The organism is Pseudomonas sp. UYIF39 (assembly GCF_029963765.1).
Taxonomy (GTDB): domain Bacteria; phylum Pseudomonadota; class Gammaproteobacteria; order Pseudomonadales; family Pseudomonadaceae; genus Aquipseudomonas.
Genome location: NZ_JALBYU010000021.1, coordinates 1 through 24,785, shown reverse-complemented (window position 1 = coordinate 24,785; position 24,785 = coordinate 1). Strand labels below are relative to the sequence as shown.

Sequence of the window (24,785 nt, the reverse complement as noted above, 5' to 3'; positions counted from 1 at the left end):
GCAGCCCAACGGGGGTAAGTCCCCTCGCCACAGGGCCTTACGCCTGGTGGCTGATGCGTCCATCCACCAGGGTGTAACGCACCACGCCCGGCAGGCTATGCCCAATAAACGGGCAGTTTTCGCCTTTGGACAGCCAGGTCTCACCGGCCACGGTCGACGCCGCCGGGTCGAACAACACGATGTCCGCCGGTCCACCTACCGCCAGTTTGCCCGCCGGCAGGCGCAATGCCTCGGCAGGTCCGGTGCTCAAGCGCGCCAGCAGCGTTGGCAGGTCCAGCAAACCATCCTCCACCAGCGTCATCGCCAGCGGCAACAGCAGTTCAACGCTGCTGATGCCCGGTTCGGTGGCCCCGAACGGCGCCAGTTTGGCATCCCGCTCGTGGGGTTGGTGATGACTGGAAATCGCCGATACCACACCGGATTTCACCGCTTCACGCAGGCCATCGCGGTCGGCGCGGGTGCGCAGCGGCGGCTGGACGTGATAGAGGCTGCTGAAGTCGATCAGCGCTTCGTCAGTCAGGATCAGCTGATACAAGGCCACATCGGCGGTCACCGGCAGCCCGCGAGCCTGGGCCTGAGCGATCAGGGCCACGCCACGGGCGCTGGTGAGCTGGCTGAAGTGCGCACGCACGCCGCTTTGCTCGACCAGCAGCAGATCACGGGCCAGAGCCACGGTTTCAGCGGTTTCCGGAATGCCCGGCAAACCGAGGAAGCTGGCGGTCGGGCCTTCGTGGGCCAGGCCACCTTCAGCCAGGTCATGGTCCTGAGAGTTGAAAATCACCGTCAGGTCGAATGTTGCGGCGTATTCCAGCGCCCGGCACAGCGTACGGGTGTTGCGGAAGCTGTCCAGGCCGTTGCCGAAGGCCACGCAACCGGCATCGCGCAAGGCGACCAGCTCGGCCAGCTGTTCGCCGTCCAGGCCTTTGCTCAGGGCGCCGATCGGGAAAACCTTGGTGTTGCCGGCCTCGCGGGCGCGGTCGAGGATCAGTTCGGCCACGGCCGAGGTGTCCAGCACCGGTTTGGTTTTCGGCGGGCAGCACAGGCTGGTGACGCCACCGGCCGCAGCGGCGCGGGTTTCGCTGGCGATTGAACCTTTGCGGCTGTAACCCGGTTCACGCAGAGCGACGTTCAGGTCAACCAGCCCTGGGGCGGCGACCAGGCCTTTGGCGTCGAGGGTGTCGACGGCGACAAAACCGGCTGGCGCGGCGCCAAGGGCGATGATCTTGCAGGCTTCAATATGGATATCGGTAACTTGATCCAGGCCGCTGGCCGGATCGATGACGCGGGCGCCGAGAATGCTGAGCTTCACTGGGCGTTCTCCTGCTCGAATTGGCGCTGGGCAGTCTGCCCGCTCATGGCCATGGACAGCACGGCCATACGAATTGCGATGCCGTAGGTGACCTGGTTGAGGATCACCGAGTGCGGGCCGTCGGCCACCGCCGACTCAATCTCCACGCCGCGGTTGATCGGTCCCGGGTGCATGACGATGCAATCCGGTTTTGCCCCGGCCAGGCGCGCGGTGGTCAGGCCGAACAGGCGGTAGAACTCACCTTCGCTCGGCAACAGGCCGCCGGTCATGCGTTCACGCTGCAGGCGCAGCATGATCACCACGTCGACGTCTTTCAGGCCTTCGGTCATGTCGGTGTAAACCTTCACGCCGTATTGCTCGATGCCGATCGGCAGCAGGGTCTTCGGCGCGATCACGCGGATGTCCGGGCAGCCGAGGGTTTTCAGCGCGAGCATGTTCGAGCGCGCCACCCGCGAGTGCAGGATGTCGCCGACGATGGCTACGGAAAGGTTTTCGAAGCCGCCTTTGTGCCGACGGATGGTGAGCATGTCGAGCATGCCCTGGGTCGGGTGGGCGTGACGGCCGTCGCCGCCGTTGATGATCGCCACTTGCGGGCAGACATGTTCGGCGATGAAGTGCGCCGCGCCGGAATCACCGTGGCGCACGACGAACATGTCAGCGGCCATGGCTTCCAGGTTTCGCAGGGTGTCGAGCAGGGTTTCGCCCTTGCTCGCCGACGACGTGGACACGTTCAGGGTGATCACGTCCGCCGACAGGCGCTGGGCTGCCAGTTCGAAGGTGGTGCGGGTGCGGGTGGAGTTCTCGAAGAACACGTTGCACACGGTCTTGCCGCGCAGCAACGGGACTTTCTTAACCGCCCGGGCGCCGACTTCGAGGAACGAGTCAGCGGTGTCGAGGATTTCCGTCAGCAGCTCGCGGCGCAAACCGTCGAGCGAGAGGAAGTGGCGCAGCTGGCCCTGATCATTGAGCTGCAGCGGGCGCTTGGTTTCTAGAGGCGTCATCGCGAGGGGGACTCTCAATAGGGCGAATTAAAGGGCGAGGTCTTGCAGTTCGAGCTTGAGTTCCGGGCCGGACAGTTTCACCCGTTCGTGAGCGGCCAGCGACAGGGTCGCACCGACCACATTCGGGCGGATCGGCAGCTCGCCGGCGTCCAGGTCCAGCAGGCACACCAATGTCACGCTGGCCGGGCGGCCGTAGTCGAACAGCTCATTGAGGGCGGCGCGGATGGTCCGGCCGCTCATCAGCACGTCATCGATCAGCACCAGGTGCTGGCCTTCGATCTCGAACGGCAGCGCCGAAGGACGCACTTGCGGGTGCAGGCCGTTCTGGCTGAAGTCGTCGCGGTAGAAGGAGACGTCCAGGGTGCCGAGGGGCGAGTCGCTGCCCAGTTCATCGAGCAACGCCTGGGCGACCCAGACGCCACCGGTTCGAATACCGATGTAGCGCGGTTCGCTGATGCCACGTTTGGCCAGATAGGCGTCAAGCCGGGTCGCCATCTGGCTGATCAGTTCAACGGGATTGGGCAGGCTCATGGTTGCTCCTTCTTGGGTCCGAGCCGGTGCGTGCGTGGGTTGGCTCGGGTTTTCGCTATAGAGAGTCGCTTGCAGCGGCTCTTTAGAATTAGATGCAGTCAGGACTCGAACAGTGCGGTGTTTTCGTCGAGCCAGCCTTGCAGCAGCAGGGCGGCGGCGATGGCGTCGACCGGGTTGTCGCGGTAGCTGCCCTTTTGTCCGCCACGATCACGCCGTTCACCCTTGGCTTCGAAGGTGGTCAGGCGTTCATCGTGGGTATAGAAGGGCAGGTTGTAGCGGCCGTTGAGGCGGCGGGCGAATTTCTCGGCGCGCAGGCACATGTCGCTCGGGGTGCCGTCCATGTTCAGCGGCAAGCCGACCACCACGGCGTCGGGTTTCCACTCTTTGATCAGGGCTTCGACCTGATTCCAGTCGGGAATACCGTTTTGTGCCTTCAAGGTGCACAGCTCGCGGGCCTGGCCGGTAATCACCTGGCCGACCGCCACGCCGATCTGTTTGGTGCCGTAGTCGAAACCCAAAATCAGGCGCAGGGCCATCAGGCGTGTCCCGCCTGGCTGGTCAGCAGGCTGAGATTGACGCCCAAGTGCTTGGCCGCTGCTTCCAGACGCAGTTCGCTGCTGGTGTTGAACAAAATATCGGCATCGAACGGGCAGGTCAGCCAGGCGTTCTGGGCCAGTTCGGCTTCCAGCTGCCCGGCTTCCCAGCCAGCGTATCCGAGGGCGATCAGGCTTTTCGCCGGACCGACGCCGTCGGCGATGGCGAACAGCACGTCCTGGGAGGTCGACAGGGCCAGTTTCTCATCAAGCTCAACGGTGGCCTGATAACTCTGCCCCGAGGGGTGCAGAACAAAACCGCGATCGGTCTGCACCGGGCCGCCGATGAAGATCGGCACATGCTGGCAGAGCACCGGCGGTTCGATGTCGGGGCGCAGTTGCTCGAGGATATCGGCCAGGTTGAGGTCTTGCGGACGATTGACCACCAGGCCCATGGCACCATTGGCCGTGTGCTCGACGATGTAGGTCAAGGTGTGCGCAAAGTTCGGGTCGACCATGTGAGGCATGGCGATCAGGAACTGATGCTTGAGGTAGCTGGGGCTGACGTTCTTCATGAGCGCTAGTGTGGCGTTGGAGGGGCGAACTGACAAGCTGAGGATGCGCAGGAAAATGCTGTCGCACGCCCCTGTAGCAGCTGGCGAAGCCTGCGTCCGGCTGCGAAGCAGTCGTAAAGCGCCATACGTCATTTATTCAGGATGACCGTGTTTTGCGGGTTTGCGAGGACTGCGTCCTCGAACGCAGGCTCCGCCAGCTGCTACAGAGAGCATGCCGTTCGTTAATTACTAAACAACCGGTCCCCGCGCGCAAACTTCCACGTGCGGATGATTTCCAGTCGATCGATATCCGACAAGTCCCCGGTAAACGGTGAAAACGGCGCCGCCAGCCGCACGATGCGCTGGGCGGCCTGATCCAGCAGCGGTTGCCCGGACGACTCCAGTACCAGCACTTCAAAGAGCGAGCCGTCGCGGTTGATCGAAACCATCAGGCGCAAATTGCCGTAGATCTGCTTGCGTCGCGCTTCGTCGGGGTAATTCAGGTTACCGATGCGCTCGACCTTCTTGCGCCACTCGTCCTTATACCAGGCGCCCTTGTCGCGCATGGTCGACGCGGCGCTCAGGCGATGGATACGCGGGCGCTTGGCATACAACTGTTGTTCGTTGGCCAGTTCCGCTTCCAGGCTGGCAATGTCGGTGGACAGCTGTTCACTGTCGAACGTCGGCGCGGCGACTGCGGGTTTGGTGACGGGCTTGGGTTCTTCGGTTTTGGCCGGGGCTTTTTTCGGCTTCGGCGCGACGGTCGTCACGGCTGCCTTCGGTGCGGCTTCCTGCACTTCAGGCTTGGCCGCTGGCGGTGGCGTGACTTTCTGCACCTTGTTGTCCTGGAAAGGCGCGACCTCGGTGGTCTTGGGAATTGCCTTTTTATCCAGGGTGCCGCTGCCTTGCTGATTCTCTTGAGCGAGGAAATCGGCTTTCTCAGGCTTCTTTTCGCTTTTGAAGGTGGCGAGGGTGATTTCCAGGGTTTTGCTGATTTGCTGGGGTTTGACCATCGTAAAGCCGACGCCCAACAGCACGGCCAGGTGAATCAGCGCCGCAAGAAACAGGGTAAAACCGAGGCGATCAGCCGGGCGCACGCCACGATGGGCGAGTTCAGCGGGCAGATCGGACGGGAGCGTCATGACAAGAAAACCAACATCGCGTTTTTCACAAGCCGCGCATGATAACGCAATGTTGGTTCGATCTCGGCTGTTCTATATCAACGGGCCTTGAGCTTCTGATCGATGGCATCCATCAACAGGCCGCCGATGTCGGTGCCGAACGCGTTATCAATCTCGCGAATGCAGGTCGGGCTGGTGACGTTGATTTCCGTCAGGTGCTCGCCGATCACGTCGAGACCGACGAACAGCAGGCCTTTCTCACGCAGGGTCGGGCCGACTTGTGCGGCGATCCAGCGATCTTTTTCGGTCAGCGGTCGGGCTTCGCCACGGCCGCCGGCAGCGAGGTTGCCACGGGTTTCACCGGCGGCGGGAATCCGCGCCAGGCAGTAATCCACCGGTTCGCCGTCGATCATCAAAATGCGCTTGTCGCCATCGACGATCGCCGGGAGGTAACCCTGGATCATGATCTGCTGTTTGCCATGCAGGGTCAGGGTTTCGAGGATCACCGACAGGTTCGGGTGGCCAGCGGTGTGACGGAAGATCGAAGAACCGCCCATGCCATCCAGCGGCTTGAGGATCACATCGCCGTGGTGATCGGCGAATTCACGCAGTACGTCCGGGCGACGGCTGACGATGGTCGGCGGCGTGCACTGCGGGAACAGCGTGGCGAACAGCTTTTCATTGCAGTCACGCAGGCTTTGCGGCTTGTTGACCACCAGCACGCCAGCGCGTTCGGCTTGCTCCAGCAGGTAAGTGGAGTAGACGAATTCCATGTCGAACGGCGGATCCTTGCGCATCAGGATCACGTCCAGATCGCTCAGCAGCGCGTCGGTCTCGGCTTCGAGTTCGAACCATTTTTCCGGGTTGGCGAAGACTTTCAACGGACGCATCCGCGCCCGCGCTTCGCCTTCGGCCTGGTACAAGTCGGCCTGTTCCATATAGAACAGTTCCCAGCCGCGCTTCTGTGCGGCCAGCAGCATGGCCAGCGAGCTATCCTTTTTATAGGAGATGCTGGCGATAGGGTCCATGACAATCCCGACGCGAACGCTCATGGGTTTTTCCTCGAAATTGGGTGGGTCGCAGTGACCTGCAAAAGTGGCGTCAGAGTGGCGCTGAGTGTGTTCCCGGTCAAGGAAAAACCACTGCCAGGGTTGGCCGATAGATTGGTTTTGGAGACTGTGCTAAAAAGGCTGCCATATCGTTCTGGCCCTTAAACATCAAGGGTTTCGAGCCTCCGGTTATCGGAAATGGACAATTTGATTCGCAAAGGCGACGGCAGAGCATTTATGGAACAGCATTCCAGCGCCTTGAAGGTCATGGTGATCGACGATTCGAAAACGATTCGCCGCACCGCCGAAACGCTATTGAAGAACGTGGGCTGTGAAGTCATTACGGCCGTCGATGGTTTCGATGCCCTGGCCAAGATTGCCGACAATCACCCCGGCATCATCTTTGTCGACATCATGATGCCGCGTCTGGATGGTTATCAGACCTGCGCTTTAATCAAGAACAATAGTGCGTTCAAGTCCACGCCAGTGATTATGCTGTCGTCCAAGGACGGGCTGTTCGACAAGGCCAAGGGGCGCATCGTCGGCTCCGACCAGTTTTTGACCAAGCCTTTCAGCAAGGAAGAACTGCTGAACGCGATCCAGGCCCATGTACCGGGCTTCGCCGCTGTTTTGCCGCAGTAGGACACGCACAGTGACGCTCGGCCAGCGGGCCCGGTGTCGACAAGAATGGGGAAGACCATGGCACGTATTCTGATCGTCGATGATTCGCCGACCGAAATGTACAAACTGACCGGCATGCTGGAAAAGCACGGTCATGAAGTGTTGAAAGCCGAAAACGGCGCCGACGGCGTGGCCCTGGCCCGTCAGGAAAAACCTGACGCGGTGCTGATGGACATCGTCATGCCCGGCCTCAACGGTTTCCAGGCGACCCGTCAGCTGACCAAAGACCCGGAAACCGGGCACATCCCGGTGATCATCATCACCACCAAGGATCAGGAAACCGACAAAGTCTGGGGCACGCGCCAGGGCGCCAAGGACTACCTGACCAAACCGGTCGACGAAGACACCCTGATCAAGACCCTGAACAACGTGCTGGCCGGTTGATCGTCCAGCCATGACCGAGTCGCTGACGGCTTTCGAACTGCTGCTGCAGATCGACCAGCGTTGTCGTCTGCTGGCGGCGGACTTGCCGTCCCAGCCGACCCGACAACACGGTTGGAGCGGCATCGGCTTCCGACTGGGCGAGCACTGGTACGTCGCGCCCATGGGCGAAGTCAGCGAAGTGTTGCACGAGCCGCGGTTCACCCAGTTGCCGGGGGTCAGGCCCTGGGTCAAGGGCGTGGCCAACCTGCGCGGGCGTCTGTTGCCGATCATCGACTTGTGCGGCTTCTTCGGGCATGAGTTGTCAGCCGTGCGCAAGCAACGCCGGGTCTTGGTCGTCGAGCATAACGACGTGTTTGCCGGGTTGATGGTCGATGAAGTCTTCGGTCTCCAGCACTTTGCCCAGGACAGTCTTGAGCCGGTAGATACCTTGAACGGCGCGATTGCACCGTTCATCAAAGGCCGGTTTCAGCGTGAGCAGACCTGGCAGGTGTTCAGCCCGTTTGCATTGGTGCAGTCACAAGGTTTCATGAACGTCGCGCTGTAAACGCGAACGCATTGCCTTATGTAGCAGCTGCCGAAGGCTGCGTTCGAGGGCGAAGCCCTCGCAAAATCAGGCGGCGTGTTTTTTCAGATGCACCGTAGCGCCAGAGTTTACGACCGCTTCGCAGTCGGACGCAGGCTTCGCCAGCTGCTACAAGGGATTGTGTAGCGCCGGGCGATGGGGGCGACAGTGAATTGGGCAGGACAGGCGAGGACCGATGATAAAAGCAAAAACAGGCAAGCCAGAAGGGTCGCGCAGCCGGTCACAGATCATCGCGCTGTTCATTGCGCTGATCGTCTTCATCATGCTGCTGTTCGCCAACTTCGCGTACCTCAACACCCAGGCCACGTACGACAAACAGTACATCGGCCACGCCGGTGAGCTGCGCGTGTTGTCCCAGCGCATTGCCAAGAACGCCACCGAAGCGGCTGCCGGCAAGGCGGCGGCGTTCAAGCTGCTGAGCGAAGCGCGCAATGACTTTGCCCAACGCTGGGGCTATCTGAAGAAAGGCGACCCAGCCACCGGCCTGCCGCCGGCGCCGTCCACCGTGCGCCCGGAAATGCGCGCCGTGCAACTGGACTGGGAACGCTTGCTGAAAAACACCGACGCGATCCTCTCCAGCGAGCAGACTGTGCTGTCGCTGCATCAAGTCGCTGCGACCCTGGCCGAAACCGTGCCGCAGTTGCAGGTCGAGTACGAAAAAGTCGTCGAAACGCTCCTCCAGCGCGGTGCCCCGGCCGCGCAGGTGGCCATGGCCCAGCGCCAGTCGCTATTGGCTGAGCGGATTCTCGGTGCGGTGAATACCGTGCTGTCCGGAGATGAAAATTCGCAGCAGGCCGCCGATGCCTTCGGTCGCGATGCGGCGCGATTCGGCCAGGTGCTCAACGGCATGCTTCAGGGCAATCCGTCACTGAAAGTCAGCCAGGTTGAAGACCGCGATGCTCGCGCGAGGTTGATCGAGATTTCCGAGCTGTTCGAATTCGTCTCGGGTTCGGTGGATGAAATCCTCGAAACCTCGCCGGAACTGTTCAAGGTCCGTGAATCGGCCACCAATATCTTCACCCTGTCGCAGACCCTGCTCGAGGAAGCCTCGCACCTGGCCGGCGGTTTCGAAAACCTGGCCGGCGGGCGCAATACCGACACCATCGGCGGCTACGTGCTGGGCCTTTTGGCGTTGATGTCGATCATCCTCATTGGTCTGGTGATGGTCCGTGAAACCAATCGTCAGCTGCGCGAAACGGCCGAGAAGAACGAGCGTAACCAGAACGCGATCATGCGCCTGCTCGACGAGATCGAAGACCTGGCGGACGGCGACCTGACCGTGACCGCCTCGGTGACCGAAGACTTCACCGGGACCATCGCCGACTCGATCAACTACTCCGTGGACCAATTGCGCGATCTGGTGGCGACCATCAACCTCACCGCTGGCCAGGTCGCTGCTGCCGTGCAGGAAACCCAGGCCACCGCCATGCACCTGGCGCAGGCTTCGGAGCATCAGGCGCAGCAGATTGCCGAAGCGTCCACCGCGATCAACGACATGGCCCAGTCTATCGACCAGGTCTCGGCCAACGCCGCCGAATCATCGGCGGTGGCCGAACGCTCGGTGGAAATCGCCAACAAGGGCAACGAGGTGGTGCACAACACCATCCACGGCATGGACAATATTCGCGAGCAGATTCAAGACACCGCCAAACGCATCAAGCGCCTCGGCGAGTCTTCTCAGGAAATCGGCGATATTGTCAGCCTGATCGATGACATTGCCGACCAGACCAACATCCTTGCGCTCAACGCGGCGATCCAGGCCTCCATGGCCGGTGATGCCGGGCGCGGTTTTGCGGTGGTCGCCGATGAAGTCCAGCGGCTGGCCGAGCGCTCGTCCGCCGCCACCCGGCAGATCGAAACCCTGGTGCGGGCGATTCAGACCGACACTAATGAAGCGGTGATTTCCATGGAGCAGACCACCACCGAAGTGGTGCGTGGCGCACGTCTGGCGCAGGATGCCGGAGTGGCCCTGGAAGAAATCGAAGGCGTGTCGAAGACCCTCGCCGCGTTGATCCAGAGTATTTCCAACGCGGCGCAGCAACAGACGTCTTCGGCCGGTCAGATTTCCCTGACGATGAACGTGATCCAGCAGATCACTACGCAGACCTCATCCGGCTCCACCGCCACCGCCGAGAGCATTGGCAACTTGGCGAAAATGGCCAGCCAGCTGCGGCGTTCGGTATCCGGTTTCACCTTGCCGGCCGCCAAGGCGCAGGCTGCGGATAAAGTGTGATGCGCCGAGCGAATGCTTTTTTTGAGTAGAGCAGTGATTTGGAGTGGTTATGGGTGATCGGCACGACTATGTGGCCCTCGAGTGGGTCAAAGGCGAGATTGCCGAAACGCTGAAAGTGGCTCACCAGGCGATTGAAACGTTGCTTGATGACCCGCAGGCGACGCACGCCCTCAGTGAATGCCTGGCATGCGTCCATCAGGTTCACGGCAGTTTGCAGATGGTCGAGTTCTACGGCGCGGCGCTGCTCGCCGAAGAGATGGAACATCTGACCATCGCCTTGCAACAGAACCGCGTCAGTCATCGCGATGAGACGCTCCACCTGTTGCTGCAAGCCCTTGGGCAACTGCCGATTTACCTCGACCGGGTGCAAGGTGCGCGCCGCGACCTGCCGCTGGTGGTGCTGCCACTGATCAACGATCTGCGCAGCGCTCGTGGCGAAAGCCTGTTGTCGGAAACCAGCCTGTTCAGCCCGCAACTGCCGGACCTGCCACCCCTGGACGAAGAGTCGCTGGCGCTGCTGGAGCCGGCGGATTTACCGAACATGCTGCGCAAGTGGCGGCAAATGTTGCAGATGGCCCTGGTCGGATTGCTGCGTGAACAGGACGGCGAAACCAATCTTGGTTACCTGACCAAGGTTTTTGCGCGCCTCGAAGGGCTGTGCGGCAATGCGCCCCTGAGCCCGTTGTGGCAAGTCGCCTCGGCGCTGGTCGAAGGCATGCGTGGCGGCTCGATTGCTAACAGTCCGGCGTTGCGCAGTCTGTTCAAGGAGGCCGACAAAGAACTGAAGCGCCTGCTCGAACAGGGCATGCCGGGCATCAATCAGCCGGCGCCGCTAGAGTTGCTTAAGAGTTTGCTGTTCTACATTGCCAAGGCCGAACATCCCACCGGGCAGATGCTGACCATGAAAGATCGCTACGGACTGGACGACGCGCTACCAGACAGCGCGATGGTCGACGAAGAACGAGCACGGCTGGCCGGTCCCGACCGCGATGCCATGCGCTCGGTGTTGGCCGCGCTGTGTGAAGAGCTGGTGCGGGTCAAGGAACGCCTGGACCTGTTCGTGCGCAGCGACCGCCAACACACCTCGGACCTCGAAAGCCTGCTGGCGCCCCTGCGGCAAATCGCCGACACCCTGGCGGTGCTCGGTTTCGGCCAGCCACGCAAGGTCATCATCGATCAACTGGCGGTGGTGCTGAGCCTGGCCCAGGGCCAGCGTGAGCCCAACGACGCCATCCTGATGGACGTCGCCGGTGCCTTGCTCTACGTCGAAGCGACGTTGGCCGGCATGGTCGGCACCGTCGAGCCGGAAAGCCAGGAAGAAAGCCGCCTGCCGACCACCGACCTGACGCAGATCCATCAGATCGTGATCAAGGAAGCGCGCATCTGCCTGCAACAGGCCAAGGACATGATCGTCGACTACATCGACGCCGACTGGGACCGCCAGCACTTGCAGCCACTGCCGGCCTTGCTGACCCAGGTGCGCGGCGCACTGGCGATGATTCCGTTGAGTCGTGCGGCGAGCCTGATCGAAACGTGCAACCACTTCATCCGCGAACACCTGCTGCTGGATCCGGATCACCCCGGCTGGCAGGAACTGGACAGTCTGGCCGACGTCGTCACCAGCATCGAGTATTACCTGGAGCGCCTCAGCGACGACCCCGAAGCGCCGGGCGAAAAGTTGCTCGATGTCGCGGAAAAGAGCCTGGCCGCACTCGGCTTTTTCCCCAGCGAGCAGCAGGTGCCGGTGCTTGAAGATGTGCTCAGCCCGAGTGAAGCGCAGGTCATGCAGGATCTGCAGGAACTGGACGACCCTGAGACCGTCCAGTCACTGGCCGATGTCTTGGCCAGCCCTGTGTCCTCCGTCAATCCCCCCGCCCTGACCACCCCCGGAAGCCTGTTGCCGCCGCCCACCGGTGAAGAACCGGTGGACGACGAACTGCGGGAAGTGTTCCTCGAAGAAACCGGTGAAGTCCTGGAAATCCTCCGGGGGTACCTGCCGCGCTGGTTGGCCGATCCCGAGAGCAAGTCGGCTCTGAGCGAACTGCGCCGGGCCTTCCATACACTCAAGGGCAGTGGCCGGATGGTCCGCGCTTTGGTGTTGGGCGAATTGGCCTGGGCCGTGGAAAACTTGCTCAACCGCGTACTGGAACACAGCGTTCCTCCGGGGCCGGCGGTGCAACAACTGCTGGGCGATGCGCTGAATCTGCTACCGGAACTGGTGGCCGAGTTTGCCAACAATGCTCAGCGCCAGCGCAACGATGTCGACCAATTGGCCGCACGCGCCCACGCCTTGGCCAAGGGCAATGAGCCGATACCCGACGAGGACGCACAGGACGTCGAAGCCCTCGATCCGCTGCTGCTTGAGATCTTCCGCAACGAGGCCGAAACCCATTTGGGCAGCCTCAACCGTTTCCTCGATAAAGCCGCCGAGCACGTGCCACTGCAGGCCAGCGACGAGTTGCAGCGGGCGCTGCACACCCTCAAGGGCAGCGCCTCCATGGCTGGCGTATTGCCGATCGCCGAGCTGGCAAGGCCGCTGGATCATCTGACCCGGGAGTACAAGGCGCACCTGATCGCCCTCGACCTGGACGAAGTCGAACTGTTACTCGAAGCCGAAGGCTTGTTCCGTCTCGGGTTGCGACAGCTCAAGCGTGATCCACTGGCGCAGATTCCCGGCGCCCGCTCATTGATCGAGCGAACCCAGGCGTTGCTGGCCGAGCGCCTGGAAACGCTCCTGAGTGCCCCGAATACTGGGTTGCGCATCAAGCGTGATCCGCAACTGATCAACAACTTCCTCGCCAAAGGCATGGACATCCTGCTGGACGCCGAAAGCCTGTTGCAACGCTGGCAGCAACATCCCGGCGAGCGTCAGGAACTCAGCGCATTGCTGGACGAATTGACGACCCTCGGTGAAGGCGCCCATCTGGCTGATCTGCATCCGGTGGATGAACTCTGCGAAGCCTTGCTCGACCTCTACGGTGCGGTGGAAGAAAGCAGCCTGGCAGTCAGCGAGGCGTTTTTCCATGAGGCGCAAAGTGCCCATGAAGCGCTGATCAACATGCTCGACGAACTGGCCGCCGGCCAGGAAGTCAGCCCGCAACCGGAGCGCATCCGGGCCTTGCGCGGGTTGCTCGATGAGAGCCTGGATCCGTCGGCGATGGGGCTGATTCGCAGCGATGGCAGCCGCTCGTTGAGCATCCGGGAACTGGGCAGTGCAACGGCCGAACTGGAACAGACCGCGACCCAGGTTGAGCTGGACGACGAGATCGTTTCGATCTTCCTCGAAGAGGCGGTGGATATCCTCGAAAGCGCCGGCCAGGCTTTGCAGCGCTGGCTGAGCGACCCGGACAACGCCGCGCCGTTGTTGTCATTACAGCGAGATTTGCACACCCTCAAGGGTGGTGCGCGGATGGCCGAGGTCGAGCCGGTCGGTGAGCTGGCCCATGAACTGGAAAGCCTTTACGAAGGTCTGGTGGACCGCCGTTACGCCTACAGCGAAGCCTTGGCGCACTTGCTGCAACACAGTCATGACCGGCTCGCGCAGCTGCTTGATCAGTTGCAGAACCAACGGCCATTGGGCTATCCGGGTGAGGTGATCGAGGCCATTCGCGAGTTTCGCCAGGGCAACGCCAGCGCTGTTGAAACGGTCGAACCGGCACGGACCGAGGATTCACCGGGGCATGATCCGGAGCTGCTCGAGATCTTCCTCGAAGAAGGTTTCGACATCATCGAAAACTCCGGCGCGGCGCTGGTGCGCTGGCAGGCCGAGCCGTCGAATCGTCAGGAAGTGGAAACCTTGCTGCGTGACCTGCACACCCTCAAGGGTGGCGCGCGGATGGTGGAAATCGCGCCGATTGGCGACCTCGCCCATGAGCTGGAATTCCTCTACGAAGGCCTGTCCGCTGGCGTGCTGCAACCCACCGCCGCGTTGTTCGGCTTGTTGCAAAGCAGCCACGACCGACTGGCGCAGATGCTCGACGCGACCCGTGCCGGTCAGCCATTGCCGCCCGCCGATCAACTGATCGATGCGATCAAGAACTTCAGTCATCCGGCCGTGCCCGAAACACCGGTGCAGGTGGTGTCCGCAACGCCGAAAATCGAGACGCCGGCACTACAACCCGATGCCGGCGCGGACATGGTCAAGGTCTCGGCAGAACTGCTCGACGATCTGGTCAACCTGGCCGGCGAAACGTCGATCTTCCGTGGCCGGATCGAACAACAGGTCAATGATGCGCGCGTGACCCTGAGCGAGATGGAAACCACCATCGAGCGCATGCGCGACCAGTTGCGCCGGCTCGACACGGAAACCCAAGGGCGGATTCTCAGCCGCCAGCAAGTCGAAGCCGAGCGCTTGGGCTACGAAGAATTCGATCCGCTGGAAATGGACCGCCACTCGCAGTTGCAGCAACTGTCGCGCGCGCTGTTCGAATCCGCCTCCGATTTGCTCGACCTCAAGGAAACCCTCGACCGACGCAATCAGGACGCGGAAAACCTGCTGCAACAGCAGGGCCGCATCAACACCGAATTGCAGGAAGGCCTGATGCGTACGCGCATGGTGCCGTTCGAACGGATGCTGCCGCGCTTGAAGCGGATCGTCCGCCAGGTCTCCAGCGAACTGGGCAAGGACGTGGAATTCATCGTCGGCAATGCCGAAGGCGAGATGGACCGCAACGTTCTCGAACGCATGGCCGCGCCGTTGGAACACATGCTGCGCAACGCCGTGGATCATGGCCTGGAATCCGCCGAGGTGCGTGTCGCGGCGGGTAAACCGGCTCAGGGTCGTATCACCCTCGACCTGTCGCGAGAGGGCGGGGACATCATTTTCGACATCCGCGACGACGGTGCCGGCGTGCCGCTGGACGCGGTGCGGCGCAAGGCGATCAAGCGCGGGTTGCTGGCCCCGGACAGCGACATCAGCGACCGCGATGTACTGCAATTCATCCTGCAACCGGGATTCTCCACCGCCGAGAAAATCACCCAGATTTCCGGACGCGGCGTCGGCATGGACGTGGTGCATGAAGAGGTCCGGCAGCTCGGCGGCAGCATGAGCATCGACTCTGTGTCGGGGCAAGGCGTGCACTTCCGGATTCGCCTGCCGTTTACTGTGTCGGTCAACCGGGCGCTGATGGTGCAGTGCTTTGATGATCAGTACGCGATCCCGCTGAACACCATCGACGGCATCGTTCGCGTGCTGCCCAACGAACTTGAAGGGCATTACCGGCTCGATCCGCCGACCTACAAATACGCCGGGCAACACTATGAGTTGTGCTACCTCGGTGAACTGCTGAAAACCAGTCATCGTCCGAAACTGCTGGGCCAGAGCCTACCGCTGCCGGTGTTGCTGGTGCAGTGCAACGAGCGTCACATCGCGGTGCAAGTCGACTCTATGGCTGGCACTCGCGAGATCGTGGTCAAAAGCCTCGGCCCGCAATTTGCGGCGGTGCAGGGTTTGTCCGGGGCCACGATTCTCGGCGATGGGCGAGTGGTGCTGATTCTCGATTTGCTGGCGCCGATCCGCGCCATGCAGGCCCGTGTGCCGCAACGGACGGTGACCCAGGAAGCCGAGATCGAGCCGCATAAACCGCTGCTGGTGCTGGTGGTCGATGATTCGGTCACCGTGCGCAAGGTCACCAGCCGTCTGCTGGAACGCCACGGCATGAACGTGCTGACCGCCAAGGACGGCGTCGACGCCATGCTGCTGCTTGAGGATCACCTGCCCGACGTGATGCTGCTGGACATCGAAATGCCGCGCATGGACGGTTTTGAAGTCGCGACCCAGGTACGCGCCAACGAACGTCTGCAGCACCTGCCGATCATCATGATCACCTCCCGCACCGGGCAGAAACACCGCGACCGCGCCATGGCCATCGGCGTCAACGACTACCTCGGCAAGCCATACCAGGAATCGGTGCTGCTCGAAAGCATCGCGTTGTGGAGCAAAACCCATGCTTGATGACCATTTTTACCAGCGCACCAACAACCTCACCGGCCTGCTGCTGCCCTTGGCTGACCGCAACCTGATCCTGCCCAACGTCGCTGTTGCGGAGCTTATTGATTACCAACCCAGCGCCTTCGACCTAGACACGCCGCCGTGGTACCTCGGGCGGGTAACGTGGCGGAACCGGCAGATTCCGTTGCTGAGTTTCGAGTCGGCGTGTGGGCAAAAAGTCGTCATCGGTGAGCGGGCGCGGATTGTCATCCTCAATGCTCTCGGTGGGCGGCCCGATTTGAAATTCATCGCCTTGCTGGTGCAGGGGATTCCGCGCTCTTACAAGCTTGATAGTCAGTTGAGCTATGTGGATGTGCCGTTGTGCTCGCTGGAACAGGCGGCGGTGCAGGTGGGGGAGCAAGTGGCCAAAGTCCCTGACTTGCTGGCGCTGGAAGAACTGCTAGTGAGTGCGGGTCTGGTCTGACCAGATCCCTGTGGCGAGGGGGCTTGCCCCCGTTCGGCTGCGTAGCAGTCGTAAAACCATTGCTCTCGGTATACCTGATACACCTCGGCTGCAGGTTTTGGGGCTGCTGCGCAACCCAACGGGGGCAAGCCCCCTCGCCACAAGGGTTATGTGCTAAACCCCGGCCTGAGCCTTCATCTGCGCCGACTCATGGTGATCCAGCGCTCGCTCCACCAACAACTGCACGCCATCTGCCATCCGGCTGAGCGCCAAGGCTACAGAGCGGCGTGAGCCTTCCACATCGTCCGCCAGATCGGCAGCAATGGCGCTGATGGACAGCAGGTCTTCGGAGGCATTGGTCAGAAGGGCTTCGGTGTCGATATCGGGGGAGACGGTGAAGAGGGGATGTTTGCGGCGCTTGCCCGGTTTTTCATGGGGTGGGAAGTAGTAGGAAAAGACGCGGTCGGCGGCTTCCTTGAGTTTTTCGGCTTCGAGGGATGCTTGGGAATCGGTGTCTGTGTTATCTGCTGAGTTGGGCGTTACCTTGGACATAATGAGTTTCCGCTTACAGATTGGAGTTGGCCCATTCGTTATGAATGGCGCTTTTGCGCCCTTTTTTTGGGGTTTCCAGTCCCAGTCACTGGATGTGCAGCGACACGCAAACGATAAGGACCAACGCAAAACCGCACCAGTCAGCGGGTTCCGGCATTGCTGTAGGCAGTAACGCCAGACTGCGTAGCCTCACACCGTGCCTGCGGACAAACTTTTAAACACAAAACCTCAGGCTGTCGGACCCTGTGGCGAGGGGGCTTGCCCCCGTTGGGTTGCGAAGCAGCCCCAAAATCTGCAACCGAGGTGTATCAGGTACACCGAGAGCAATGGTTTTACGACTGCTGCGCAGCCGAACGGGGTGATGCGGCATTCCGACAATGGCGTCCGTCCAGTCAACCATTACCCTAAGCGTAACGATCCGTCTCGCTGCTTGATTGATGCCCCCCACCCAACGCTCCTAAGGTGGCTCCCACGACAGCGAACCCGTGGAGTGGTCATGACAACAACAATATCCCCCGACTCGCGATGGACGCGGCGGCGCAGCGAAAAGCAGCGGCGTCTCGAGCTGGTACGGGGTCTCGCCGATGGTGTGGTGTTACCCACCGACAAAATCGTTGCAGCGCTGGAGGCTTTGATCCTGCCCGGCGACCGTGTGGTGCTGGAGGGCAATAACCAGAAGCAGGCGGATTTCCTCTCCCGCTCCCTGGCCAAGGCCGATCCCGCGAAGCTGCATGACCTGCACATGATCATGCCCAGTGTCGGACGCGCCGAGCACCTGGACCTGTTCGAACGCGGCATCGCTCGCAAGCTCGACTTCTCTTTCGCCGGCACCCAGAGCCTGCGCATCAGCCAGCTGCTGGAAGACGGCCTGCTGGAAATCGGTGCGATCCACACCTACATCGAGCTCTATGCGCGACTGGTGGTCGACCTGATTCCCAACGTCGTGCTTTCGGCCGGTTTCATGGCCGACCGCGCCGGTAACATTTACACCGGCCCGAGCACCGAAGACACCCCGGCATTGATCGAGCCGGCCGCCTTCAGCGACGGCATCGTCATCGTTCAGGTCAATCAACTGGTGGACGATGTCAGCGACTTGCCTCGCGTTGACATCCCGGCCTCCTGGGTCGATTTCGTGGTGGTGGCCGACAAGCCGTTCTACATTGAACCGCTGTTCACCCGCGATCCGCGCCACATCAAGCCTGTGCACGTGTTGATGGCGATGATGGCAATCCGCGGGATCTACGAAAAACACAACGTCCAGTCCCTGAACCACGGCATCGGTTTCAACACCGCCGCCATCGAACTGATCCTGCCCACCTACGGCGAATCCCTCGGCCTGAAAGGCAAGATCTGCCGCAACTGGACGCTCAATCCGCACCCAACCTTGATCCCTGCCATCGAAAGCGGCTGGGTCGAAAGCGTGCATTGCTTCGGCACCGAACTGGGCATGGAAAACTACATCGCCGCTCGGCCTGACGTGTTCTTCACCGGACGCGACGGCTCTCTGCGGTCCAACCGGATGTTCTGCCAACTGGCCGGGCAATACGCGGTGGACCTGTTCATTGGCGCCACGCTGCAAGTCGACGGCGACGGACATTCCTCCACCGTGACGCGCGGCCGCCTGGCCGGTTTCGGTGGTGCGCCGAACATGGGACATGACCCGCGCGGTCGCCGCCACGGCACACCAGCCTGGCTCGACATGCGCCATGACGATGCGCCCGAAGCGCTGCTGGAACGGGGCAAGAAACTCGTGGTGCAAATGGTCGAGACCTTCCAGGAGGGCGGTAAACCGACCTTCGTCGAAACCCTCGACGCGGTGGAAGTGGCGAGAAAAAGCGGCATGCCGCTGGCGCCGATCATGGTTTACGGCGACGACGTCACTCACTTGCTGACCGAAGAAGGCATCGCCTATTTGTACAAGGCCCGCTCCCTCGAAGAACGCCAGGCAATGATCGCCGCCGTGGCCGGGGTGACCGCCATCGGCCTGCGCCACAACCCGAAAGACACCGCGCGCATGCGCCGCGAAGGCCTGATCGCCTTGCCCGAAGACCTCGGCATCCGCCGCACCGACGCCACCCGCGAACTGCTGGCGGCGAAAAGCGTGGCCGATCTGGTCGAGTGGTCCGGTGGCCTCTACAACCCGCCCGCCAAGTTCAGGAGCTGGTAATGCACGCATTTAACCTGCAACCGAAAACCCTGTCCCTGGCTGAGCGGCTGGCGGATCTGGCCGTGGACGCGCTGATTGACGAAGCGGACCTGTCGCCTAAACCGGCGCTGGTCGACCGTCGTGGCAATGGCGCTCACACCGATTTGCACCTCGGGCTGATGCACGCTTCGGCGCTGTCCCTGTGGCCGGCGTTCAAGGAAATGGCGGAGGCCGCCATCGAGTTCGGCGAAGTCGGTCTGCCGCTGCGCGAAGCCATTGGCCTGATCGGTCGTGAAGGCGAGGCAGTGATGCTCGCCACCACGGGCGGCGTGAACACTCATCGTGGCGCTATCTGGGCCTTGGGTCTGTTGGTCGCTGCGACTGCGCTGGAACCTGAATCCACTGGCGCAGGCGCCGTTACCTTGCGCGCCGCACGTCTGGCCTTGCTCGACGACCGTTACGCGCCGCGTCCTCTGAGCCACGGTGCGCAAGTCGCCCAGCGTTATGGCGCTCGCGGTGCCCGTGAAGAAGCGCAGCTCGGTTTCCCCGCAGTGATTCAACGGGCGCTGCCGCAACTCAAATGCAGCCGCGCCGCCGGTCATGGCGAGCAGAACGCCCGGCTCGATGCCTTGCTGGCGATCATGACGAATCTGGCCGACACCTGCGTGCTCTACCGCGCAGGCGAACAAGGTCTGCAGACCATGCAGTTCGGCGCGCAAGCCGTGCTCGATGCGGGCGGCAGTGCCAGCCTCGCCGGTCGTCGTCGTTTGCATGACTTGGATGAACAACTGATCGCGTTGAACGCCTCGCCCGGCGGAGCTGCTGACTTGCTCGCCGCTTGCTTGTTCATCGACCGCATCGAATCCGGAGCTTTCTGATGGAAACCTTATCTTTTGAATTCCCCGCCGGGCAGCCGCCACGCGGCCGGACGCTGGTGGGTTGTGTCGGCTCGGGCGATCTGGAAGTGCTGATCGAACCAGGCCAGGCCGGCAAACTGACGATCAAGGTGCAGACCTCGGTCAACGGTGCGGAGCAACGCTGGCAGCATCTGTTCGCGCGGATGTTCGACGGTCAGACACCGCCCGCGATGGCGATCGATATCCACGATTTCGGCGCGACGCCGGGTGTGGTGCGCTTGCGTCTGGAACAAGGCTTTGAGGAGATCGGCCATGACTGATCTCCTTCAGCCATCCCTACAAAGACGTAGCTTCGTCGAACTCGGCGCCCGGCAACGGGCGAAAGCCTTGCTCGACGCCGGCACCTTCCGCGAATTACTCGACCCGTTTCAACGCGTCATGTCGCCGTGGCTGTCGCGCCAGGGTGTGGTGCCGCAAGCGGATGACGGCGTAGTCATCGCCAAGGGCAGCCTCGGCGGTTTGCCGGTGGTCATCGCCGCTATCGAAGGCGCGTTTCAGGGAGGCAGCCTCGGAGAGGTCGGCGGGGCGAAGATTGCCGGTGCGCTGGAGTTGGCGGCCGAAGACAACCGCAATGGCATAGCGACCCGTGCCGTGTTGCTGCTGGAAACCGGTGGCGTGCGATTGCAGGAGGCCAACCTTGGGCTGGCGGCGATTGCCGATATCCATGCGGCGATTGTCGATCTGCGCCAATACCAGCCGGTTGTGGGTGTGGTCGCCGGTAGTGTGGGTTGCTTTGGCGGGATGTCGATTGCCGCCGGGTTGTGCAGTTATTTGCTGGTGACTCAGGAAGCTCGGCTTGGTTTGAACGGTCCGCAAGTGATCGAACAGGAAGCCGGGCTTGAGGAATATGACTCCCGTGATCGTCCTTTCATCTGGAGCCTGACCGGTGGTGAGCAACGTTTCGCCAGTGGGCTGGTGGATCGTTTTGTCGCTGACGACGTGGCGCAGGTTCAGCAGCAGGTCAGTGAATTGCTTAAGCAAGGGTTGCCGGAACAGCAACGCAGCCGTCAGGCCGAATGGTTCCTGCAACGGTTGGCCCGTCTGGACGCCGAGCTGCAAATCGAGCCGTCAATGGTTCGCGATCTGTATCAAGGAGAGCGCTCATGAGTTCGTATTCCCTGAGAGGTTTGAACTGGTTCAACGCCTTGAGTGCGGGCGCGAAACCGGTTGATGGTTTGCCCGCTTCGTTGAAGGTTGCCGACGGTGTATTGGGTGACCGGCCCGTTCGCTTTATCGCGGTGGTGGCTGATCCTGGCAACCGTTTCGTCCGTGCCCGTAATGGCGAGGTCGGTTTGCTGGAAGGTTGGGGGCTGGCCAAAGCCGTGGATGAAGTCATCGCAGCTGATCTGGATAAACCACAGAAACGCGCCTTGATCGCCATCGTCGACGTGCCGAGTCAGGCCTACGGTCGGCGCGAAGAAGCGCTCGGCATTCATCAGGCACTGGCCGGCGCGGCAGACAATTATGCCCGCGCCCGACTGGCCGGCCATGCCGTGATCGGTTTGCTGGTGGGCAAGGCGATGTCCGGGGCGTTTCTCGCTCATGGCTATCAGGCCAATCGGCTGATTGCCCTGCGCGATCCGGGTGTAATGGTTCATGCGATGGGCAAGGCTTCGGCGGCGCGGGTGACGTTGCGCAGCGTCGAAGAACTCGAAGCCTTGGCCGCCAGCGTGCCGCCGATGGCGTATGACATCGACAGCTACGCGAGCCTTGGGTTGCTTTGGGAAACCTTGTCGGTGGATCAGATCGAGCAGCCGACGGCAGCCGATTTGACTCGGGTGGCTGAATGCCTGAGTCAGGCGATTGGCGATGTCGCCGCGAAAGGGCACGACCTGAGCAGCCGCTTGGGCGCGAGCAACCGTGCGGCCTCGAGCCAGGTTCGCCAATTGCTGAGAGAGCAGTGGTGAACATGCTTCTGGCCCACGACCTGCTCTGGGGGATGACCCCGGAGCAGTTGCCTGCGGCTGCACCTTCGTGGGTGATCGAGTCGATCAGTGCGGGTCAGCCGGTAGTGGTTCGGCGTGCGACGAGTGCGCCGGGTCAAATCGCGGTCGGCGTGCGTGGACGCTTGCGTGAGCAGCGGTATGCAACGGTGATGTCGGTCGATGCAATCCAGCGTCAAGTCCGGCCGGAAGCGCTTTGCCATGTCTCAATTGATCGGGATTTGCCGGCAGTGCGCGCCCTCAATCAACTGCGGCCGATGCTCGATTCCTGTGAGTGGGTTTGGGGTGTCAGCGGCAGCGCCGGGTTTGAATTGGCCAGCGGTTTTCAGGCATTGCATGAGGGCAGCGATCTTGACTTGATCCTGCGTACACCGCAGCCGTTGGATCGTGTTCAGGCGCAGGAACTGGTGAAGCTTCTCGATGCCGCGGTGTGCTTGGTGGACATGCAACTGCAAACGCCAAACGGCGCTGTCGCCCTGCGCGAATGGGCCGGTATCTCGCAATGGGTCCTGCTGAAAAACGCCAGTGAAGCCTGTCTGGTGATTGATCCATGGAATCCACAGGAGCAAGCAGCGTGAGCAGTTTGCTGGTGTTCCCCGGTCAGGGCGCGCAGCAGCCGGGCATGCTCCATCGTTTGCCTCGCGAGACGGTGATCGAGGCGAGTGAAGTGCTGGGCGAAGATGCATTGCTTCTGGATTCCGCCGAGTCGTTGAAATCGACAAGAGCGGTTCAGCTCTGCCTGCTGATCGCTGGCGTCGCGGCTTCACGCCAGTTGTTAATGACGTCGGATTACGTGGCGGGATTGTCCATCGGCGCCTACCCGGCAGCAGTGGTCGCCGGCGCCGTGAGCTTCAGCGATGCGCTGCATCTGGTCAGCCTGCGCGGTGAGCTGATGCAACAGGCTTATCCACAAGGCTATGGCATGACCGCGATCATCGGTCTGGACCTGGTCACGGTGGAAGGGTTGCTGGCGCAGGTTCACAGCGTCGACACGCCGGTTTACCTGGCCAACATCAACGCCGATAACCAGGTGGTGATTGCCGGCAGCGATGGCGCGATGAAAGCGGTGGCCGAGTTGGCGAAAAGTCGTGGTGCAGGTTTGGCCAAACGTCTGGCCGTCAGCGTGCCGTCCCACTGCCCGCTGCTGGACACACCTGCGAAAACCCTGGCCGAAGCCTTCGCCAAGGTGCAGCTGAAAACACCGACGCTGGGCTATCTGAGCGGCAGTCGCGCCCGGCCCATCATCAACATCGAAGCCTTGCGCGATGACCTGGCCTTCAACATGTGCCGCGTGGTGGATTGGCGCGGCACGGTACAAAGCGCCTACGAGCGCGGCGTACGTCTACAGATCGAACTGCCGCCCGGTGCGGTGCTGACCGGGCTGGCTCGCCGGGTGTTCGAGCAGGGCACCGTGATTGCCTTCGACGGTGCGCGGCTCGATACCTTACAGGCGCTGTTACTTGAGGAGGGACGTCGCCAACTCTAAAACACCGACTCAGGCCTTCGAACAACAAAAACAACATTCGACGATGCACTTTGAGGACGACAACAATGATTATTTACGGTGTGGCGCTGTTGGCGATTTGTACGCTGGCAGGGGTGATCCTGGGAGACATGCTCGGCATGTTGCTGGGCGTGAAATCAAACGTCGGCGGCGTCGGGATCGCGATGATCCTGTTGATCTGTGCGCGGTTGTGGATGCAAAAACGCGGCGGCATGACCAAGGATTGCGAGATGGGCGTCGGTTTCTGGGGCGCCATGTACATTCCCGTCGTGGTCGCGATGGCCGCGCAACAGAACGTCGTCACCGCCCTGCACGGCGGCCCGGTGGCGGTGCTGGCGGCGATCGGTTCGGTGGTGATCTGCGGTTGCACCATTGCCCTGATCAGCCGGACTCACAAAGGCGAACCGTTGCCCGACGAACCGGCGCAAGTAACGCCGGTCGGCACTCCAGTAGGAGGTCGCTGATATGTGGGAACTCATTGAGAAGGGGCTGGCCAATAACAGTCTGGTGACCGCGTTCGCGTTCGTCGGCGTGATCATGTGGGTGTCGGTGGTGCTGTCCAAGCGCCTGACGTTCGGACGGATTCACGGTTCGGCGATTGCCATCGTCATCGGGCTTGTTCTGGCCTGGGTCGGCGGCACGATGACTGGCGGGCAAAAAGGCCTGGCGGACCTGACGCTGTTTTCCGGCATCGGTCTGATGGGCGGCGCCATGCTGCGGGACTTTGCGATCGTTGCCACGGCATTCGAAGTGCAAGCCACCGAAGCGAAAAAGGCCGGTTTGATCGGTGTGATTGCGCTGCTGCTGGGCACGATCCTGCCATTCATTGTCGGTGCGAGCATGGCCTGGGCGTTCGGTTATCGCGATGCGATCAGCATGACCACCATCGGTGCAGGTGCGGTGACCTACATCGTCGGGCCGGTGACCGGGGCGGCGATTGGCGCGAGTTCGGATGTGGTGGCGTTGTCGATTGCCACCGGGTTGATCAAGGCGATTTTTGTGATGGTCGGCACGCCAATGGCCGCACGCTGGATGGGGCTGGATAACCCACGCTCGGCGATGGTGTTTGGCGGGTTGGCTGGCACTGTCAGCGGTGTGACGGCCGGGTTGGCGGCGACGGATCGGCGGTTGGTGCCTTATGGCGCGTTGACGGCGACGTTCCACACCGGGCTTGGGTGCTTGCTTGGGCCTTCGCTGCTGTACTTCATTGTTCGCGGGATTGTGGGGTAGGGCTCTGGACTATCGTTGATTGTACCGACGCCATCGCGAGCAAGCTCGCTCCCACAGGGGAACGCATTCCAATGTGGGAGCGAGCTTGCTCGCGATGGGCGCGACACGGTTTCAGACTTGCC

Annotated in this window: 23 protein-coding genes; 15 read left to right on the top strand and 8 right to left on the bottom strand. The window is 61.8% G+C overall.

Going from position 1 to position 24,785, the window contains the following annotated elements:
• Positions 1–37 precede the first annotated feature (37 nt).
• From MO767_RS23465 to gshB, 7 genes are all read right to left on the bottom strand, one after another.
• Entirely contained in the window at positions 38–1,309 is a 1,272-nt protein-coding gene (locus MO767_RS23465; protein WP_149628304.1) for a dihydroorotase, read from the bottom strand.
• Positions 1,306–2,310 (bottom strand): aspartate carbamoyltransferase catalytic subunit, encoded by a 1,005-nt coding sequence (locus MO767_RS23460; protein WP_007897943.1) that lies wholly within the window; start codon positions 2,308–2,310, stop codon positions 1,306–1,308. Before MO767_RS23460 ends, MO767_RS23465 begins: the two co-directional genes overlap by 4 nt.
• Positions 2,311–2,337: 27 nt before the next feature.
• Positions 2,338–2,841, bottom strand: coding sequence for a bifunctional pyr operon transcriptional regulator/uracil phosphoribosyltransferase PyrR (pyrR, locus tag MO767_RS23455; protein WP_033060467.1), 504 nt, complete (start codon positions 2,839–2,841; stop codon positions 2,338–2,340).
• 98 nt (positions 2,842–2,939) lie between these two features.
• Positions 2,940–3,377 (bottom strand): Holliday junction resolvase RuvX, encoded by a 438-nt coding sequence (gene ruvX / locus MO767_RS23450; RefSeq protein ID WP_005792259.1) that lies wholly within the window; start codon positions 3,375–3,377, stop codon positions 2,940–2,942.
• The gene (locus MO767_RS23445) at positions 3,377–3,949 is read right to left on the bottom strand and encodes a YqgE/AlgH family protein (protein WP_046045231.1); all 573 of its coding nucleotides are present in this window, start codon (positions 3,947–3,949) and stop codon (positions 3,377–3,379) included. Before MO767_RS23445 ends, ruvX begins: the two co-directional genes overlap by 1 nt.
• Before the next feature lie 221 nt (positions 3,950–4,170).
• On the bottom strand, positions 4,171–5,070 hold the full coding sequence (locus tag MO767_RS23440; RefSeq protein WP_282482456.1) for an energy transducer TonB: 900 nt from the start codon (positions 5,068–5,070) through the stop codon (positions 4,171–4,173).
• Positions 5,071–5,147: 77 nt separating this feature from the next.
• Positions 5,148–6,101 (bottom strand): glutathione synthase, encoded by a 954-nt coding sequence (gene gshB / locus MO767_RS23435; protein ID WP_282482455.1) that lies wholly within the window; start codon positions 6,099–6,101, stop codon positions 5,148–5,150.
• A gap of 234 nt (positions 6,102–6,335) precedes the next feature.
• Between gshB and pilG the strand changes: the two genes are divergently transcribed.
• The 6 genes from pilG (at position 6,336) to MO767_RS23405 (ending at position 16,392) form a co-directional block, all read left to right on the top strand.
• Positions 6,336–6,740, top strand: coding sequence for a twitching motility response regulator PilG (pilG, locus tag MO767_RS23430; RefSeq protein ID WP_111448588.1), 405 nt, complete (start codon positions 6,336–6,338; stop codon positions 6,738–6,740).
• 57 nt (positions 6,741–6,797) lie between these two features.
• Entirely contained in the window at positions 6,798–7,163 is a 366-nt protein-coding gene (gene pilH, locus MO767_RS23425) for a twitching motility response regulator PilH (protein WP_007897961.1), read from the top strand.
• A gap of 10 nt (positions 7,164–7,173) precedes the next feature.
• Positions 7,174–7,707, top strand: coding sequence for a chemotaxis protein CheW (locus MO767_RS23420; RefSeq protein WP_282482454.1), 534 nt, complete (start codon positions 7,174–7,176; stop codon positions 7,705–7,707).
• Positions 7,708–7,921: 214 nt separating this feature from the next.
• Positions 7,922–9,979, top strand: a complete 2,058-nt coding sequence (locus MO767_RS23415; protein WP_282482453.1) for a methyl-accepting chemotaxis protein — start codon at positions 7,922–7,924, stop codon at positions 9,977–9,979.
• A 49-nt stretch (positions 9,980–10,028) separates the two neighbouring features.
• Complete coding sequence (locus tag MO767_RS23410) at positions 10,029–15,932, top strand: Hpt domain-containing protein (protein ID WP_282482452.1); 5,904 nt, start codon at positions 10,029–10,031, stop codon at positions 15,930–15,932.
• The gene (locus MO767_RS23405; protein ID WP_282482451.1) at positions 15,925–16,392 is read left to right on the top strand and encodes a chemotaxis protein CheW; all 468 of its coding nucleotides are present in this window, start codon (positions 15,925–15,927) and stop codon (positions 16,390–16,392) included. Before MO767_RS23410 ends, MO767_RS23405 begins: the two co-directional genes overlap by 8 nt.
• A gap of 153 nt (positions 16,393–16,545) precedes the next feature.
• Here the strand turns inward: MO767_RS23405 and MO767_RS23400 are convergent, their stop codons facing one another.
• Positions 16,546–16,923, bottom strand: coding sequence for a DUF6124 family protein (locus MO767_RS23400; protein WP_282482450.1), 378 nt, complete (start codon positions 16,921–16,923; stop codon positions 16,546–16,548).
• Between the two features lie 496 nt (positions 16,924–17,419).
• Here MO767_RS23400 and mdcA point away from each other — a divergent pair, with 496 nt between their 5' ends.
• From mdcA to madM, 9 genes are all read left to right on the top strand, one after another.
• A complete protein-coding gene (gene mdcA, locus MO767_RS23395; protein WP_282482449.1) occupies positions 17,420–19,090 on the top strand; it encodes a malonate decarboxylase subunit alpha in 1,671 nt (556 codons plus the stop codon).
• Entirely contained in the window at positions 19,090–19,947 is an 858-nt protein-coding gene (locus MO767_RS23390; protein ID WP_282482448.1) for a triphosphoribosyl-dephospho-CoA synthase, read from the top strand. Before mdcA ends, MO767_RS23390 begins: the two co-directional genes overlap by 1 nt.
• The gene (locus MO767_RS23385) at positions 19,947–20,246 is read left to right on the top strand and encodes a malonate decarboxylase subunit delta (protein ID WP_008026217.1); all 300 of its coding nucleotides are present in this window, start codon (positions 19,947–19,949) and stop codon (positions 20,244–20,246) included. Before MO767_RS23390 ends, MO767_RS23385 begins: the two co-directional genes overlap by 1 nt.
• On the top strand, positions 20,239–21,093 hold the full coding sequence (locus MO767_RS23380; protein ID WP_282482447.1) for a biotin-independent malonate decarboxylase subunit beta: 855 nt from the start codon (positions 20,239–20,241) through the stop codon (positions 21,091–21,093). The genes MO767_RS23385 and MO767_RS23380 overlap by 8 nt, the downstream gene beginning before the upstream one ends.
• Positions 21,090–21,893, top strand: a complete 804-nt coding sequence (gene mdcE / locus MO767_RS23375; RefSeq protein WP_282482446.1) for a biotin-independent malonate decarboxylase subunit gamma — start codon at positions 21,090–21,092, stop codon at positions 21,891–21,893. Before MO767_RS23380 ends, mdcE begins: the two co-directional genes overlap by 4 nt.
• On the top strand, positions 21,887–22,507 hold the full coding sequence (locus tag MO767_RS23370; RefSeq protein WP_282482445.1) for a malonate decarboxylase holo-ACP synthase: 621 nt from the start codon (positions 21,887–21,889) through the stop codon (positions 22,505–22,507). The genes mdcE and MO767_RS23370 overlap by 7 nt, the downstream gene beginning before the upstream one ends.
• Positions 22,504–23,415 carry a malonate decarboxylase subunit epsilon gene (gene mdcH / locus MO767_RS23365; protein ID WP_282482444.1) on the top strand — a complete coding sequence of 304 codons (912 nt, stop codon included), beginning with the start codon at positions 22,504–22,506 and terminating at the stop codon, positions 23,413–23,415. The genes MO767_RS23370 and mdcH overlap by 4 nt, the downstream gene beginning before the upstream one ends.
• Positions 23,416–23,480: 65 nt before the next feature.
• Positions 23,481–23,897, top strand: a complete 417-nt coding sequence (gene madL / locus MO767_RS23360) for a malonate transporter subunit MadL (RefSeq protein ID WP_282482443.1) — start codon at positions 23,481–23,483, stop codon at positions 23,895–23,897.
• A gap of 1 nt (position 23,898) precedes the next feature.
• Positions 23,899–24,663, top strand: coding sequence for a malonate transporter subunit MadM (gene madM, locus MO767_RS23355; protein ID WP_140674991.1), 765 nt, complete (start codon positions 23,899–23,901; stop codon positions 24,661–24,663).
• The last annotated feature ends 122 nt before the right edge of the window (positions 24,664–24,785 follow it).

Excerpts from the sequence above, each read along its gene's own strand:
- MO767_RS23460 (WP_007897943.1), bottom strand. The coding sequence starts at position 2,310 with ATGACGCCTCTAGAAACCAAGCGCCCGCTGCAGCTCAATGATCAGGGC.
- pyrR (WP_033060467.1), bottom strand. The coding sequence starts at position 2,841 with ATGAGCCTGCCCAATCCCGTTGAACTGATCAGCCAGATGGCGACCCGG.
- ruvX (WP_005792259.1), bottom strand. The coding sequence starts at position 3,377 with ATGGCCCTGCGCCTGATTTTGGGTTTCGACTACGGCACCAAACAGATC.
- MO767_RS23445 (WP_046045231.1), bottom strand. The coding sequence starts at position 3,949 with ATGAAGAACGTCAGCCCCAGCTACCTCAAGCATCAGTTCCTGATCGCC.
- MO767_RS23440 (WP_282482456.1), bottom strand. The coding sequence starts at position 5,070 with ATGACGCTCCCGTCCGATCTGCCCGCTGAACTCGCCCATCGTGGCGTG.
- gshB (WP_282482455.1), bottom strand. The coding sequence starts at position 6,101 with ATGAGCGTTCGCGTCGGGATTGTCATGGACCCTATCGCCAGCATCTCC.
- pilG (WP_111448588.1), top strand. The coding sequence starts at position 6,336 with ATGGAACAGCATTCCAGCGCCTTGAAGGTCATGGTGATCGACGATTCG.
- pilH (WP_007897961.1), top strand. The coding sequence starts at position 6,798 with ATGGCACGTATTCTGATCGTCGATGATTCGCCGACCGAAATGTACAAA.
- MO767_RS23420 (WP_282482454.1), top strand. The coding sequence starts at position 7,174 with ATGACCGAGTCGCTGACGGCTTTCGAACTGCTGCTGCAGATCGACCAG.
- MO767_RS23415 (WP_282482453.1), top strand. The coding sequence starts at position 7,922 with ATGATAAAAGCAAAAACAGGCAAGCCAGAAGGGTCGCGCAGCCGGTCA.
- MO767_RS23410 (WP_282482452.1), top strand. The coding sequence starts at position 10,029 with ATGGGTGATCGGCACGACTATGTGGCCCTCGAGTGGGTCAAAGGCGAG.
- MO767_RS23405 (WP_282482451.1), top strand. The coding sequence starts at position 15,925 with ATGCTTGATGACCATTTTTACCAGCGCACCAACAACCTCACCGGCCTG.
- MO767_RS23400 (WP_282482450.1), bottom strand. The coding sequence starts at position 16,923 with ATGTCCAAGGTAACGCCCAACTCAGCAGATAACACAGACACCGATTCC.
- mdcA (WP_282482449.1), top strand. The coding sequence starts at position 17,420 with ATGACAACAACAATATCCCCCGACTCGCGATGGACGCGGCGGCGCAGC.
- MO767_RS23390 (WP_282482448.1), top strand. The coding sequence starts at position 19,090 with ATGCACGCATTTAACCTGCAACCGAAAACCCTGTCCCTGGCTGAGCGG.
- MO767_RS23385 (WP_008026217.1), top strand. The coding sequence starts at position 19,947 with ATGGAAACCTTATCTTTTGAATTCCCCGCCGGGCAGCCGCCACGCGGC.
- MO767_RS23380 (WP_282482447.1), top strand. The coding sequence starts at position 20,239 with ATGACTGATCTCCTTCAGCCATCCCTACAAAGACGTAGCTTCGTCGAA.
- mdcE (WP_282482446.1), top strand. The coding sequence starts at position 21,090 with ATGAGTTCGTATTCCCTGAGAGGTTTGAACTGGTTCAACGCCTTGAGT.
- madL (WP_282482443.1), top strand. The coding sequence starts at position 23,481 with ATGATTATTTACGGTGTGGCGCTGTTGGCGATTTGTACGCTGGCAGGG.
- madM (WP_140674991.1), top strand. The coding sequence starts at position 23,899 with ATGTGGGAACTCATTGAGAAGGGGCTGGCCAATAACAGTCTGGTGACC.